17 protein-coding genes are annotated in these 12,967 nt (G+C 42.0%); all 17 read right to left on the reverse strand.

Translation table 11 applies throughout. The annotated features are described in order from the left end of the window. Nucleotides 1–4: 4 nt before the first annotated feature. The 17 genes from AC0L7T_RS21920 to AC0L7T_RS22000 are packed head-to-tail and all read right to left on the reverse strand — an operon-like array spanning nucleotide 5 to nucleotide 12,856. On the reverse strand, nucleotides 5–1,201 hold the full coding sequence (locus AC0L7T_RS21920; RefSeq protein ID WP_473338441.1) for a conjugative transposon protein TraM: 1,197 nt from the start codon (nucleotides 1,199–1,201) through the stop codon (nucleotides 5–7). Next, nucleotides 1,191–1,631, reverse strand: coding sequence for a hypothetical protein (locus tag AC0L7T_RS21925; RefSeq protein WP_473338442.1), 441 nt, complete (start codon nucleotides 1,629–1,631; stop codon nucleotides 1,191–1,193). Before AC0L7T_RS21925 ends, AC0L7T_RS21920 begins: the two co-directional genes overlap by 11 nt. Continuing rightward, complete coding sequence (traK, locus tag AC0L7T_RS21930) at nucleotides 1,609–2,220, reverse strand: conjugative transposon protein TraK (protein ID WP_473338444.1); 612 nt, start codon at nucleotides 2,218–2,220, stop codon at nucleotides 1,609–1,611. Before traK ends, AC0L7T_RS21925 begins: the two co-directional genes overlap by 23 nt. An 11-nt stretch (nucleotides 2,221–2,231) precedes the next feature. Next, complete coding sequence (locus tag AC0L7T_RS21935; protein ID WP_149395073.1) at nucleotides 2,232–3,404, reverse strand: TraJ family protein; 1,173 nt, start codon at nucleotides 3,402–3,404, stop codon at nucleotides 2,232–2,234. Next, entirely contained in the window at nucleotides 3,401–4,201 is an 801-nt protein-coding gene (locus AC0L7T_RS21940; RefSeq protein ID WP_473338445.1) for a hypothetical protein, read from the reverse strand. The genes AC0L7T_RS21935 and AC0L7T_RS21940 overlap by 4 nt, the downstream gene beginning before the upstream one ends. Next, nucleotides 4,198–4,857, reverse strand: a complete 660-nt coding sequence (locus tag AC0L7T_RS21945; protein WP_473338446.1) for a hypothetical protein — start codon at nucleotides 4,855–4,857, stop codon at nucleotides 4,198–4,200. The genes AC0L7T_RS21940 and AC0L7T_RS21945 overlap by 4 nt, the downstream gene beginning before the upstream one ends. After that, entirely contained in the window at nucleotides 4,854–5,501 is a 648-nt protein-coding gene (locus AC0L7T_RS21950) for a hypothetical protein (protein WP_473338447.1), read from the reverse strand. Before AC0L7T_RS21950 ends, AC0L7T_RS21945 begins: the two co-directional genes overlap by 4 nt. Nucleotides 5,502–5,504: 3 nt before the next feature. Then, on the reverse strand, nucleotides 5,505–6,164 hold the full coding sequence (locus tag AC0L7T_RS21955) for a hypothetical protein (RefSeq protein ID WP_473338448.1): 660 nt from the start codon (nucleotides 6,162–6,164) through the stop codon (nucleotides 5,505–5,507). An 11-nt stretch (nucleotides 6,165–6,175) separates the two neighbouring features. Next, entirely contained in the window at nucleotides 6,176–8,674 is a 2,499-nt protein-coding gene (locus tag AC0L7T_RS21960; RefSeq protein WP_473338449.1) for a TraG family conjugative transposon ATPase, read from the reverse strand. A 7-nt stretch (nucleotides 8,675–8,681) separates the two neighbouring features. Beyond that, complete coding sequence (locus tag AC0L7T_RS21965) at nucleotides 8,682–8,957, reverse strand: DUF4133 domain-containing protein (protein WP_149395079.1); 276 nt, start codon at nucleotides 8,955–8,957, stop codon at nucleotides 8,682–8,684. After that, nucleotides 8,957–9,262 carry a DUF4134 domain-containing protein gene (locus AC0L7T_RS21970; RefSeq protein ID WP_149395080.1) on the reverse strand — a complete coding sequence of 102 codons (306 nt, stop codon included), beginning with the start codon at nucleotides 9,260–9,262 and terminating at the stop codon, nucleotides 8,957–8,959. The genes AC0L7T_RS21965 and AC0L7T_RS21970 overlap by 1 nt, the downstream gene beginning before the upstream one ends. Nucleotides 9,263–9,316: 54 nt before the next feature. Next, complete coding sequence (locus AC0L7T_RS21975) at nucleotides 9,317–9,637, reverse strand: DUF4134 family protein (RefSeq protein ID WP_473338450.1); 321 nt, start codon at nucleotides 9,635–9,637, stop codon at nucleotides 9,317–9,319. 1 nt (nucleotide 9,638) lies between these two features. Next, a complete protein-coding gene (locus AC0L7T_RS21980; RefSeq protein WP_473338451.1) occupies nucleotides 9,639–9,986 on the reverse strand; it encodes a hypothetical protein in 348 nt (115 codons plus the stop codon). 1 nt (nucleotide 9,987) lies between these two features. Then, nucleotides 9,988–10,338, reverse strand: coding sequence for a hypothetical protein (locus AC0L7T_RS21985; RefSeq protein ID WP_473338452.1), 351 nt, complete (start codon nucleotides 10,336–10,338; stop codon nucleotides 9,988–9,990). Next, on the reverse strand, nucleotides 10,317–10,961 hold the full coding sequence (locus AC0L7T_RS21990; RefSeq protein WP_473338453.1) for a ParA family protein: 645 nt from the start codon (nucleotides 10,959–10,961) through the stop codon (nucleotides 10,317–10,319). Before AC0L7T_RS21990 ends, AC0L7T_RS21985 begins: the two co-directional genes overlap by 22 nt. 12 nt (nucleotides 10,962–10,973) lie before the next feature. Continuing rightward, nucleotides 10,974–12,476 (reverse strand): relaxase/mobilization nuclease domain-containing protein, encoded by a 1,503-nt coding sequence (locus AC0L7T_RS21995; RefSeq protein WP_473338454.1) that lies wholly within the window; start codon nucleotides 12,474–12,476, stop codon nucleotides 10,974–10,976. Continuing rightward, nucleotides 12,476–12,856 carry a plasmid mobilization protein gene (locus tag AC0L7T_RS22000; RefSeq protein ID WP_473338456.1) on the reverse strand — a complete coding sequence of 127 codons (381 nt, stop codon included), beginning with the start codon at nucleotides 12,854–12,856 and terminating at the stop codon, nucleotides 12,476–12,478. Before AC0L7T_RS22000 ends, AC0L7T_RS21995 begins: the two co-directional genes overlap by 1 nt. Nucleotides 12,857–12,967 lie beyond the last annotated feature (111 nt).

Raw genomic sequence — 12,967 nt, forward strand, 5'->3', positions numbered from 1 at the left:
GGTTTTAGTTTGAAAGTATGTCAGAATTCAATTGTTCCGGATCAATAAGATAGATGACGGTGCCATATTTTAGGTTGGCCTTGTTTTGCCGGATCCGTTTGGACATGGCCTGAGAGCTGGAGGTAAAAACTTTTTGCAGGGCTGACAAGTACATTTGATTCATGGAGGAGGCTCCTTGGTTCATCTGAAGGTTCATCCCTCCTGTAACATTGCCTCCCAGGTCTTTTGAAAATTCCCTAAAGGAACTGGAAGGAACATAAAGCCCTTCCATGCCGTCCTGATCATAAATATTTAAGGCTATGGGTAAAATCTCATCTTCAACCATCACACTGCTGACAGTCAATTTCACTCTTTGTGGCTCATAGCCGCTGATCCACGCATAGAGGTAAGTCCCTTTAGGAAGTTTCCTTGCACCGATCTGTATATCTTCCAGTAAGCGAATCCTGATTCTTTCCCCCAAAGTACCTTTGCGGATTTCCTGATCAACAATCGCCTGAATGAAAGACCTTTGGGAAGTTTTTCTTACGGTATTGAAATTTTTATCTGTTTGGCTGGTCTTGGAAACCTTTAGCCTGTTTTTTTGCGGAACTTGAGTCTCTCTTTCAATTTCATCTTCAGTAACTTGAAGCGCAGGATCATTGGCTTTTGAGATGGAATCCACAAGGGCCATTTGAGCCCGAAAAAGGTCCATGGGATCGGCATACCTTGGCTCCTCTTTGATATCTTGTTGGCTTTCCATTTGGTTTAATGCCTGAAGAATAAGTTCATCTTCATCGGTTTGGGCCGAAGGATTATTGTTGACTTCCAAAACTGGCGTTGGTCTCCTTTCTAATTGGGAACCAGGCTGGTTAAGGGTGTTTTTTAAAGCCAAATCAATGGAATCCAGCATCCTTTTTTCTGCTTCATTGTATTGGGAAAGGATTTCATCTTCCTGCTCAACCTCAACCCTCATATTTTTGATGGCTGTGTACCCATCCGCTCTTTTGTACCTGGATCTGAATGCATCGAGTTTGCCATCGATACCACGGTTTCGAACCTGATCAGAAACATTTCCTACACTTTCCTGCAGGTCTGCTTTTCCAATATCATCTTCCTTTTCTTCTTCGCTGTAAAAAGACTGCATCCCAAAATTCAGCAAAAGCATAAAGGGCAACAGGATCAGCGGCAAAATGTATTTTGGTTGTTTGAAGTCAATCTTCATGGTCTTTTGAGTTTAATTTTTGATACTTTTCAAGTTCAGAAATGGCATTTTCAAGAAAAATGCTGTCTTGTAAATCAATTTTATCCTTGGCAATGATTCTTTCTACTTCACGCTTTAGCTGACCTATTCTCTTTGCCTCATTACCAATTTGAAAAAGCGCAGAAACTTCATCAGCTACTCCGGATCCCAATACTTTTGCCTCCTCCATGAGTTGGTCTGCTTCCGGTTGTTGGGAACCCTCAAATGGCAGGATAATAAAAGTGAGCAGAGCAGAAACAATAAGGCTGAACACCATCCCCGAAAAGCATTGTTCGGGATACTTATCCAATATTTTACTTATGTGTTCCTTTCCCTTTTCATGCAGGGTACTGAACTCTTTTCTTATTGCTGTGAAGAGCGTTTTATTCTTAGAAGGTGTTTTTCGAAACATGGCTGAGGTCTTTATTTTCCAGTGTTTTCCAATTGGTGATCAAAACTCCATGGCTGTTGTTTTCTGATCTTGGAATATCCATTAAATACCCTTCTGTAATCAGGGACCTGGTGATTGTGGCACTTCTTCTTTCGATTTTCTGCTTGCCATAGAAAGTGAATTTATTGCTTGGTTCCAGGGCAATGGAATCCGTCTGTAGTGTCAGTACCGAACTAGAACTGAGAATGGAATTAAAATAGCCCCTTTCTTTCAGGTTGTTGTATTGCAATGCACCTGATTCATCTGCCAGGTACATGGCTTTTTTCATCTGGTATTCAATGTGTTTGTCATCCGGAGTCAGGGAGAAAAACAGGCTGTGAAACAGGTCCACTGCTGCCCTGTATTCGGCAGGCCTGTTCATTTGCATATTTGTCTGTTTGGCCAGAATGGGAATATTGTTGTCCAGGATATAAATGGATTGCCTTGCATTGGACACTTGCTTGTAAGCAAAAAATGAAACTCCAATACAGATTATAACGGCAGTAATAAAGCTCCCTAAGGACAAATAAGTAGCCAGTTTAATTTTCGATTCTATGTTTTTAATGATCATGGTATTGAAATTTATTTTCCTAAAATTCCTCTAACTGACATTCGGGAAGCTGTTCTGCTAAGAGTGGAACCCGTCCTTCCCATAGTGGCGGATGCTGAGGTAACGCCCGAGGTACTGATGATCCAGGTGGAGATGGAGGGTACAGTGGTGATGGCGATTGCTCCAACCAAAAAACTTACGATGACCAAGCCAAAGGAAAGAATGCCATTTCCTGCCATCCATGCCAATTTGGACAAAACTTCATCTCCACCGGAGGTATCCAGCAGTGCTTCATATTTCTGAATCTCCTGTAGAAAAGCATATTCCTGCATCAGCCCACACACGTATAAAACCAGGTAGGCAATACCCACATACAGATTGACTGCTACAAAACGGGCAATCCATGTGGTAAAGGCGTCCCGAAAGGCCGGCAATACGCTTACGGCCAATGAAAAGGGACCTAAAATCACCAAAATGGTTGAATAGATGATTTGTATGAAAAAGACAAAATAGACACAGATTCTTAAAATCCAGATGGCCAATAATTCCAGCAACTGGGTGACCAATAGTTGCATATTGGTCTGCATCCTAATTTTCATCTGTACCAGTGGACCATAAACATTGTCGGTAAAAAAGCCTTTAACCCCATCCACCATGACTGTACCCAGGCCTTTGTCTGCTTCCTCGGCTTGCTGAGAAGCCAATTCAGTGGTTGCCTGGTATTCAACCATTTTGTCAGCCACCTGAATAATATACACCGCACGGTCCAGCCTCAAAGCATTGATCCGTTCATTTTGGGTAGAAAACATGGCTTCTGTTTTTGCGGAAATCAGGTCAGTGGGAAATGCAATTATCCTACAGAACATGCCCCACCACATGGTCAGCATCAACAAGCCAAAAGGTCTCAAAAGTGGCATGATTTCCATTTTCTTATCCCCCACCATCATTTCATAAGATTTAATGGAAAAGAAAATCAGCATAAAAATGCAGGCCAGAGCCTGGGCATCCTGTATAAATGGGCCAAAATGGGAATAAGCATAATCGCGCATTCCTTCAAAAAAGCGCATGACCCCCCGATCATATACACCATTTCCCTGTAGAAAGGAAATGGCTTCCTTGTACTCTTCTGGGGGAACTGGTACCTGGCCATGTGCCATCGGTAGCATCAAAAGGGTTAAAATGAGTGTGGTTCCAGTTTTTTTCATCGCAGTATGATTCGTCTTTGTAAAATTCCCGAAAGGATTTCTTCCTCTTGATCTGGATGTTCCAATAATTGTCCGTTGCTGATTTGTCTTTTTTTCATGCTTTCCCGGAAAGCCAGCATTTTCAGTGATAGGGCCAACTTGTACTCCCAGTTGCTTTGGAGTTTCCTCAGGTCCAATAAAATCCTGTGGTACATAAGCACCCGCTGCCCTCTTTCCATATCCTGCCTTTTCGCAAATCCATACCTTTCTTCAAGGCTTTTCATCCTTTCCAGATACCAATCATAAGCACCATTTTGAAGCATATAATCTCTTACACCTGCGGCACTGTTTTGGAAAGCATGGGATTCAATATTTTCAAGTGGAGCGAGCTCTTTTTTGTAGTAGAGTAAATACAATGGGTCTGATCCTGACAAGGCACCAGATAGGCGCTTCATTTCCCGAATTGCTATATTTTTAACAGTATCTGTCTGCTGTTTGTAATAATCTGAGGAGATTTTCATAGCAGCAGCCAATCCCAGTCTTTGGGTCTGCTCCCCGGAAGAAGAAAGAGGCCTTCTGTCCAGTTTGGGATAATCGGGATGCAAGGCCCAGGTTAAAAACCAATTGGGATTCGTAGGAATACCCAGGAAACGCTTAGGACCGGGAAGGAAACGGTCTTCATCCCATTGCTTGAATACCATTCTTTCCTGTTGTGCAACAACCGCATTGTCCTGAATAGGGGTCTGTGCTATAGTTGTTGTCATATAAAGCAGGAACAGGCCAGGAGTTAATAATTCAATTTTTCTTTTCTTATTCATCGCAGGCTTTGTTTATGGATGAGAATTTGGTTGACTAGATTTAGGTTCTGATCGATATCTGCCTGGTAAGGATTAAGTCTTTTTAGTACGCCATTGATATTTGCCCAATACATGGAATTTCTCACTGCCAGAAGGTAGCTGGCAATGAGGTCAATTTCATTTTGGATTTTCACCAACAACTGATCCCTCACATTGGGGTTAATCAGTAAATTTTTCCCTTCCGCCAGAACAAAAGCCGAAACCTCTGAAACCAGTAAAAAGCTTCTTTTTTTGGCTTGGCGAATATAGGTTTCGGCAAAAAGGAGTAGGACAGGGTTTTCAGAAGCAATAGTTATGGTTTCGTCGCTTAAGGAATAAATTCTTTGCAAAGTCTTTCCTATCTGTTTTACCTGAATGGCATCCTTCAGCCCTTCATTTACCTGGCCCAAGGACCGGTAAATCATGGTTTCTACCAGTGCCAGGCTGGACACATTCAAGCCAAGGTCATCGGTGTTTTCCCGAATCCTTGTAAGGCTTTCCTGGTAACCAATTTCTGATACATTTCTAATGGCAGCATTTTCGTTTACAATCAAAAAGTGCTCCCGGTCAAATACCGCCGTTTGAGCAAACAGCGGAAAGGAATTAGCCAAAAGAAAGAAGATCAGAAGCTGTTTCATTTTTTTATTAGTTGAGCGTTTTCCAATATTTCATCAACTGTCCCTGAGGCTTCCAAAAGGAATTCGGGATAGGGATTCCCTCCTGATTTCTGACGGATATAGGACTCCAAACTTTTGGAGGTAGCCAGAGAGAGTCTATTGATCGACCTCAGCTCATGCAAAACGTGCTGCAATAGCAAGCGCCTTTCGGAAACCTTCATTTGGTTGAGGTCACCGATAGAAGCCATTAAGCCTATCAGGTAATTCATCAGGGAATAGGAATGCTTGACGAATAGCTTTTCTGTTTCCAATGCCAGGGGAATTACCAAGGGATCACTTTGGCAATAAAAAACGATTTGCTCCTGATGGTCTATGATCGATCTTAAAAGTGGCTCTGCCGATACTGCAAGCCCAACAGCTTCCACCAAAAGTTGAAGCTTAGCAAAACGCTCCTGAACTGCCCGATATTTTTCCTTGACCTGGCCCATCAGGTTTCTATTCACTTCTTCATTAATGGCATTTTTAGCTTGATTGGCCTTTGCATCGGATTGCTTTTCGTGTTCATTTTTGGAGTCTTCTACCAACTGATGCAACAAGGCAACATTGACCTGTGCTGCCACTGGGAAAGAGAAGGAAATTGCCAATAAGATCAGGAGAATTTTCATGGCTTACCGGTTAAGGGTTTCTCTTTTTCTAAGGATATCATCCATTATGGCAAGGTCCGTTTCTATATAGCCTTGAAAAGGATTTAGAGAATTGAAAAGCCCCTTCATGTTTGCAAAATGCATGGAACGATACATTCCATAAGAATAAGACCTCAGGATCAGTAATTCATTTAATATAGTATTGAGGATTTTTGCCCTTTCCCCTGCATCCATTAGATTTTCCTTGCCTCCTTTGAGTGCAAAATGCTGTACTTCTAAAGCCAATGCAGTAGCTCTTTGCTGGAAAAGTGTAGCGTTCTGCTCTGCGAAAACAATAAATTCGGGATTTTCCTTGGCCAACTCCATGATGTCCCGAACATCTCCGGAAATGCCACTCGCAATTCGTGCAATCTCCCTCACATTGGCTAGGTTGGTAAGGATAGCACTCACTTCGGTCAATCCTGCATAAAGCTTTTCCTGTACGGTATTCACCAGGGTAAGTTTTCCAGTGACAGCTTGTTGACCTTTTTCTATTAAAGTCAGTCTTTCATTGGTCTTGTTAAGTTGATTGTTAATCACGGCGGCATGGGTAGCCTGGGCTCCCGAAACAGCCGGATCAACATAGACTTGCGCCTCCAACCATCCGCTGGTGAAAATGAACAAAAGAAATGTCAAAGTTTTCATGCTGTAATTGTTTAGTCAGTAAATTCTTTTTTTTCTCCATAAGGAATTCCCAATTGGTTGACCAGAGAGAAAAAACGGTTCAATTCCATTTTTGAATTTTCATAATCCCTTACAAAGTGATCCAAGCCCTGCTGATAGCTACCAAAGCGATCTGTATAGATTTCTACTGCTGCCTTTTCCGGCTTTTCAGTGGTATAGGTTAGATACTGATGAAGGGATACTTCCACGCCATAAACCTCTCCGCTTGCCCCTCTTCGGATGTAAACCTCCTTGAATCTGCCCCGACCTTCCGTGTTGTCAAACTGGTTGATGGTGAAAATCTTTTTCCTTTCATGCTCATTGATTGAAAGCAGGGAGGCGATTTCATCATAATGGTCTTTGAATTTTGCCTGGTCCAGCAAAATGATGGTATCTGAATTGTTCACAATGCTGTCTTTAACCACGGTGTTTCCTATGATATCTCCCAACTCCTGGGTCACTACAATGGCTTCTCCCCAGAATTTCCGCACTGTCTTGTATAGGTAGAGAATATAATTGGCCATAAGTGGTGAGGCGATGGCTTTCCAGGCTTCTTCAATGATCAGTGCTTTCCGCTGCTTGCTCCGAAACCGCATTTTCTGAATAAATACATCCATGATGATCAAGGTGACAATAGGGAAAAGTACCTTGTGCTCCTTGATGGAATCTATTTCAAAAACAATAAATGCTTCTCCAAACAAGGACTGATCTACCTCTTCATTCAATAGGCTACCATACTCCCCTCCTTTATAGAATTTCTTGAGCACAAACCTGAACTCATCTATATTGAAAGGAATATTTTCCTTTTGAATCAATTCAGGAATGAATGTCAATGCAAATTCATAAAAGCTATTAAAACAAGGGGGGTCAATTTTTGATACCTCATCAAAATACACCTGATAGTAAGCTGAAATGGTATTGGAGATTACATCGGATTCTACCTGAGAGATCTTACCTTCTGCGGACTTCCACAGTACACTAATTAAAGTAAGAAGAGCATCTTTTTTTTCGATGTTGTATTCTTCTCTGGTAATGGCAAAGGGATTGGTGGTAATGGGATTCTTTTCTGAATAGGTAATGTATTTGCCCCCATAATAGGCACAAAGGCCGGAATAGGAATGACCGGTATCCACGATAACCACGTCCATCAACCACTTTGGGGTCTCATTTTTATTGTACATGCAATATTGCTCTACCAGCGCATTCATGAAAAATGATTTACCTGATCCAGAGGGCCCCAGGACAAATTTATTCCTGTTATTGATCCGGTTGGTCTGCATGGGCAGGTCTGCGGGATCAATCTTTACTGGTATGCCTTGTCGGTCGGTCAGCCTGATCTGAAAACTACTGATTTCATCCTCACTCATGGATTCCTTGAAAAAGAAGCACAAGGCCGCATCTGAGGTGGTCAGGAAAAAATCGTAAGGTTTCAGTTCTGTAGTGTTGCAGGGCAAAACGGTTCTGAACAATTCCAGTTGGTTGTAGGCATTTTTTGAAGGTATGATCCCCTGCTGAAAAAGGGAAGACTCAATAAAATTGGCGGTTCCCTGAATCAACTCTTTTACTCCGGACACCAGGATGTTAAAATGAGAATTGACCAGCAACTGATTGTTTCTTGCTATGTCTTCCAATAATTGGTCAATGTCTTCCACACACATATTATTGGCCGAATCGGGAATTCCTGAATGTCTTTTTCGTTTCAGTTCCAACTTCCTTTGGGTGATGGTCTGAGGAACAATCTCAATCACCTGATTATAAATAATGGTTTTAAAATGGGGGACAGAAAACAAAAACCCCATATTATCGATCGGAAAACCTTTCAAACTATCCTTGTCTGACCTTTCCAGATGGGTCCCCACCACTTGAGGCAGGTCAATGGTGTCTGTGTTGACCAAACTGATAGAGCGGACTGCGGTATCACCCATTTCAACCTGTTCATCTCCTGCAAGCAGATTGTTCAGGCAAAGTTCTTTCTCATGGAAATTCATAGAAAGAATCTGCCTGACGTACCGATTGATCTGATTTTGGTTAAGTACATTTACAGGTAGCTGGCTTCGGACAAAAAGGTCTGCTACTTTGTCTATTGATTGAGTAAAATCATTAATCTGTTTCTGGCTGTAAGTATAAAAACCGGGTTTTGCTCTTCTTGTTATCACCAGAAGGGTCTGATGGGAGGTGTAAACCCTTCCCCTGAAATGTTCATCATATTTCCTTTGCAGGTATTCTCCAGAGGATTTAGGGTTGAATTTTTTTCTGCTCAGAATGTCCTGTTTTTGTATAATGTATCCTTCCCCAAGAATTTTGATCGCATTGACATAAAGTTGGTGAAAGTTGTCATAGTTTCCCGGATCAGCAGCATACTGCAGGACCGGGTTTTTCACTTCCAGAACTACCCCAAATTCACCTTTTTCATTGTATAGAATATCGTATCCATTGCTATGATCTATCCCGATATAGGGTAACTTAAAGGCTGTCTTTTTGCGTTTAGGCATAATTAATTCACTTAAGGTCTGTAGGGTGTAGAAACACACCTTGATTTCGTGTTTTATTGTGCAGGCCTTTTTTCTGTTGTAGGCTGGTAAAATAAAGGCCACCTATAATAGTACCGATGGTCAGCAATCCCCCGAAAACCATGTTAGTAAAGCTTCCGATCACCCCTCCCAGGACAAGGCCCATCACCAGAGAAGCAATGCCCCAGCCGATGAATTTGCCTTGAAACCCTTTGTACATCAGTGGTTTTTGGAGCCCTTTATAAATGGGAAATCGTTTGCTCATCAAACACCGAAAAAGGCCTTAATAACTACGCTCACCAACACCATAAACAAGCAGGAGCCTCCCCAGCCCATCAGCTCTTTGTTGATGTCCTGATCTCCGCTATTCCATTTGATATAGACCCTTACGCCGCCAATGATCCCTACTACAGCACCAATGACCAGACAGAGAGAGGCCACGGGATCTACATAACCTATGAGAGAAGATTCTGCGGCTGTAATGCCTTGTACTCCCTGGGCTTTTGCCTGAACCAGGCCAATGACTGCCATAGCAAGGGTTCCGATAGCTTTTTTGTTGTTTTTGTTCATGATTAGTTGATTTAAATGGATTGTATATTATGGTTTAAAATTGATTGATCTTTTTTAGGCAATGGGTACCTGGTAAAGGGCACTTAAGAAGACTCCCAATACAGAAAGAAATATACAGGCCCCAAACCATCCTGCTACCTCAATATCGATGTTTTGCTTGCCCATTTGCCAGTTGTTATATATCCTTAATCCGCCCAGTAGGCCAAAGAGGGCACCCAGAATTAGCACCGCTCGAGAGAGTGCCCGAAAGTTCTGGGCCATTAGGTTTTTTCCTTCGTTGATCTCGGAGAGGCCCGGAGGTGTTTGGGCTGTCAATTCCAAACAGACGACAGAAAAAATCGTGGAAACCATCAGTATGAGGAACAAGCTTTTCATTTCAGTAAACAAGGTTTTTCTTCACCTCTATCATTTCATCCTGTGCCAGTCTAAAGAGTTCTGTCATGCTGCTTACTCCTCCTGTGGAATCATTGATATTTTCTCCATAGAGTTTCCATTGCTGGTTTTCCTGATCTTCTGACCTTTCAGTTGCTTTAAGGGAATCCTCACTTTGAAATGCTTCTTCATCAATAATGGTAGTTTGGGTTTCCTCTGGAAATTCCAGCAAGTCTTCATTTCCCCTGTGAAAGATTCCCTTTTGGGGTTTTAGCAGATCAAGCACAACCAGTACCCCATAATAAAGCAGGTATCCGGATGCCAAAAATTTTATAAATTCAGTCCAGTTCATTTTAGAGTTTTTTAAATGATTTTCTGATTTCGTCTATCAGTTCCGGATGGTCCTGAAAGAAGCGGGTCAAAAGAAAATTGATAAAGCGTGTTACATCCACGGAAAATACCGGGTACATCACTTTCAGGATTTCCTCACTTTTCTCATCGATTTTGATCAGTCGCTTTTTGTCACCATCAATTTTCAGTTCCCTGACCTGCTCCAATAAATGGTCTATATCCTTACTCAGGGCAGTAGATTTATTTTGTTTATTTGTAGGAAGCTTTCTTTCTTTTCCGTTCTTTTTCACCGATGTATGACCATTGGGGCGGAAATTGCTCATCAGCGTTTTTATGTAATCATCTTGTGCCATGCCGGGTCTATGTATTCGTTATAAATGGATTCAAAAACAGGTTCGATCACCTCAATGATATTCGAAGGAATGTCATAGGTAGTGATCCGCTGGAAATCTATCCTTTCAGTGATGCTACTGGTGACTGCTCCGAAATTTTTCAGCGCGTCCTGAACCGATTTCATGGTTTCGTATTTCACACTGCTCCGCACCCTATTGGGAATAAATATGATTTTGGCGTTCGGATTAATTTTTTTGATTACAAAGGAAAACTCGATGGTAGAGGACACGGAGTATTCGTCATAACTGAAGGGACATAAGATGAGGTCCGATTTTTGGAATACCGGAACAAGTTCATCATCATCCATTTTACCCGCCAGGTCAATGATGCTGACCTGATTTTCTTTTTTGGTGTCCTTTTTTTGTATGGCATTAAATTGAGACAATTCGGCAGCCTCTACGGGGTACAATGGCGTGTTTTCAATCACTTCTGCCGCCTGGGCCTTGTTGTAAAGCGACCGTTGAAAGTCCATGTCATAGACCTTTACCGCTTTGTTTTTGGCCAGGGTTAGGTAGTTGGAAAATAGCACCGAAAGGGTACTTTTACCGACTCCTCCTTTTTGGTTTGCGAATAGAATTATCATATGCATTGGTTTTTATCTGATGCTTCTCTTTTTGTTGTCTTTATCTTTGTTTCTTCTCCTTCCATGCATTGCTTCGTCGTCCACATCCTGATGGATATCCAGGTTAAAAGTGGGAAGTGGGGACACTGTCTCCCGGTCTGGTTCGGCGTATTCATTGCCCAAAGTGTGGGGTAAGACCTTTTCGCTGTCCGCTTGTATAGGTAATTGCAATCTTGAATCAGAACCTGATTCGATATTAGCTGCTTGTCCTGTTCCATTTCGGAGAGGGACTTCCCAAAGTCTGGCAAATCTGTTGTATTCTTTATTTTTCAGAATGGCTTCCAGTCGAATAAAAAACCGCTCTTGAGTGTCCAGTAAAAACAAGCTCTTTTCGTTTACCAGAAGGTGTAATTTGAATTCCTCAAGGCCCGTTTGGAGGTTGGGGTAATCCTCTAAAATAGACAGTAATTTCAACCGGTAAGCCGTATTTTCCGGAAAACGTTTGATTCGGAAAAGGGTATCTGAAGCGCCTGTAATGCTTTTATAAGCAGAAATATCTGATGGAAAAAGGAAATTGATTACTTTAACTTTATCCCTTGTTTCTTCCTGATTCAGGTTTTTAAGCGGATAGATTTCACCTCCCTTAAAGATGATTCTCCTGCTATGGTCGATAATCGTATAGCCATAAGGTGTCTTGCCATCCCTGCCATGAAACAACAATTCTACCCCAAATTTTTCCTTGAGAAAGTCTGCCATTTCTGACCGGTAACCCTTAGGTTTCCCAAGGCGATTGCCTTTCAGCGGTTCAAATATTGGAACTGGGGTGCTGCAGTAAACCTTCCTGTACTTTTCAAACAAGGCATGGAGCTGCATTTTTCTTGCCTTATCGATGGTATAGGCATTGGTCTTATGCTTTATTTCCTTTAGGGAAAGTTCGCCTTGTAGCAAACCAAATTTATATAGGAGCAGTTGGTCTTCTTTTTCTTGAAGGTTATATCCCCGAGTTTCCAGGTATAGCTTGGCCTGGTTGAGGGTGGAAAAGGAAAATGATTTTAACTGATCCAGAATCTTCCTGCATTCCTGACCCGGATTTCTTTCCATGATCTCCAGCATGTATTTTTGTGCCCTAATCCTTTCCATACTGTCATTAATCTTTTTGCCGTCGTTGCCGATTCTGGAAGAGACCATATGGACATGGTTGTTTTTGGTATCTCCATGGAATACGATCAGGTAAGGGTTGTTTCCATAGCCCATTTTTTCAAGCCACTCCTCGGCCATTTTGGTGAGTTCCTTCTTGTTGTATTCTCGTTCCTTGCAAGAAATCATGGCATGAAATTGTTTGTTTTGTACCCTGGAATTTCGGTTAGAATGGACTTTGAGAAAGGTTTTCATTTCAGCCGGGCTTACTTTTTGCGCCGATTGCAGGTAACCGAAATTTTTGAATTTCATCAGTTCACCTTTGCCGGACTGCATTTTGTTGGTGTTGTAGGAAACCCCTTTGAAAGTACTGGTGGATGATAGAATTTTGACTGTCATCAGCTGATGGATTTATAAATTTTTCGGAAAGTCCTGTTCATGTCCTCCTGAAAGTCAAGGTGCCGGTTTAGCAGCGTATTAAACCTTACAAATACCTTGGGGTCCAGGTCACTTACCTTGGAATATTGATTGGCATGCCTGGCCAGTTGATTGATATTGTTGTTTACCCGCCCCTGCTCGGCTGCAAGGTCAGACAGGGTATTAAGCAATTTATCTGTCTTAATAATGGATGCATCTCCCTGGATTTTTCGGATCAGGTTCCTGAGTGTATCACTTCTGGAAATACCCGCACTCCCAGCAAAATCATCCAGAAATTTCGCCTCCTGCTCTTTGAGCCTGAAGGTGATTTTGTGGGTTTTGTTTTCCTGCGGATCCTTCATGTTTTTCAGGTTGTCTGGTTCTTGCTAATTACTGACAGACCCAAAGAGAAGGAAAAAAAATAAGGAAGGAAATACGTAAAAAGGGCTATTTTATGCGAATACGTAGGTATG

The organism is Cyclobacterium sp. 10D3-21, assembly GCF_055809755.1.

Coding starts and splice junctions, on each gene's coding strand:
- AC0L7T_RS21920 (WP_473338441.1), bottom strand. CDS start 1,201: ATGAAGATTGACTTCAAACAACCAAAATACATTTTGCCGCTGATCCTG.
- AC0L7T_RS21925 (WP_473338442.1), bottom strand. CDS start 1,631: ATGTTTCGAAAAACACCTTCTAAGAATAAAACGCTCTTCACAGCAATA.
- traK (WP_473338444.1), bottom strand. CDS start 2,220: ATGATCATTAAAAACATAGAATCGAAAATTAAACTGGCTACTTATTTG.
- AC0L7T_RS21935 (WP_149395073.1), bottom strand. CDS start 3,404: ATGAAAAAAACTGGAACCACACTCATTTTAACCCTTTTGATGCTACCG.
- AC0L7T_RS21940 (WP_473338445.1), bottom strand. CDS start 4,201: ATGAATAAGAAAAGAAAAATTGAATTATTAACTCCTGGCCTGTTCCTG.
- AC0L7T_RS21945 (WP_473338446.1), bottom strand. CDS start 4,857: ATGAAACAGCTTCTGATCTTCTTTCTTTTGGCTAATTCCTTTCCGCTG.
- AC0L7T_RS21950 (WP_473338447.1), bottom strand. CDS start 5,501: ATGAAAATTCTCCTGATCTTATTGGCAATTTCCTTCTCTTTCCCAGTG.
- AC0L7T_RS21955 (WP_473338448.1), bottom strand. CDS start 6,164: ATGAAAACTTTGACATTTCTTTTGTTCATTTTCACCAGCGGATGGTTG.
- AC0L7T_RS21960 (WP_473338449.1), bottom strand. CDS start 8,674: ATGCCTAAACGCAAAAAGACAGCCTTTAAGTTACCCTATATCGGGATA.
- AC0L7T_RS21965 (WP_149395079.1), bottom strand. CDS start 8,957: ATGAGCAAACGATTTCCCATTTATAAAGGGCTCCAAAAACCACTGATG.
- AC0L7T_RS21970 (WP_149395080.1), bottom strand. CDS start 9,262: ATGAACAAAAACAACAAAAAAGCTATCGGAACCCTTGCTATGGCAGTC.
- AC0L7T_RS21975 (WP_473338450.1), bottom strand. CDS start 9,637: ATGAAAAGCTTGTTCCTCATACTGATGGTTTCCACGATTTTTTCTGTC.
- AC0L7T_RS21980 (WP_473338451.1), bottom strand. CDS start 9,986: ATGAACTGGACTGAATTTATAAAATTTTTGGCATCCGGATACCTGCTT.
- AC0L7T_RS21985 (WP_473338452.1), bottom strand. CDS start 10,338: ATGGCACAAGATGATTACATAAAAACGCTGATGAGCAATTTCCGCCCC.
- AC0L7T_RS21990 (WP_473338453.1), bottom strand. CDS start 10,961: ATGATAATTCTATTCGCAAACCAAAAAGGAGGAGTCGGTAAAAGTACC.
- AC0L7T_RS21995 (WP_473338454.1), bottom strand. CDS start 12,476: ATGACAGTCAAAATTCTATCATCCACCAGTACTTTCAAAGGGGTTTCC.
- AC0L7T_RS22000 (WP_473338456.1), bottom strand. CDS start 12,856: ATGAAGGATCCGCAGGAAAACAAAACCCACAAAATCACCTTCAGGCTC.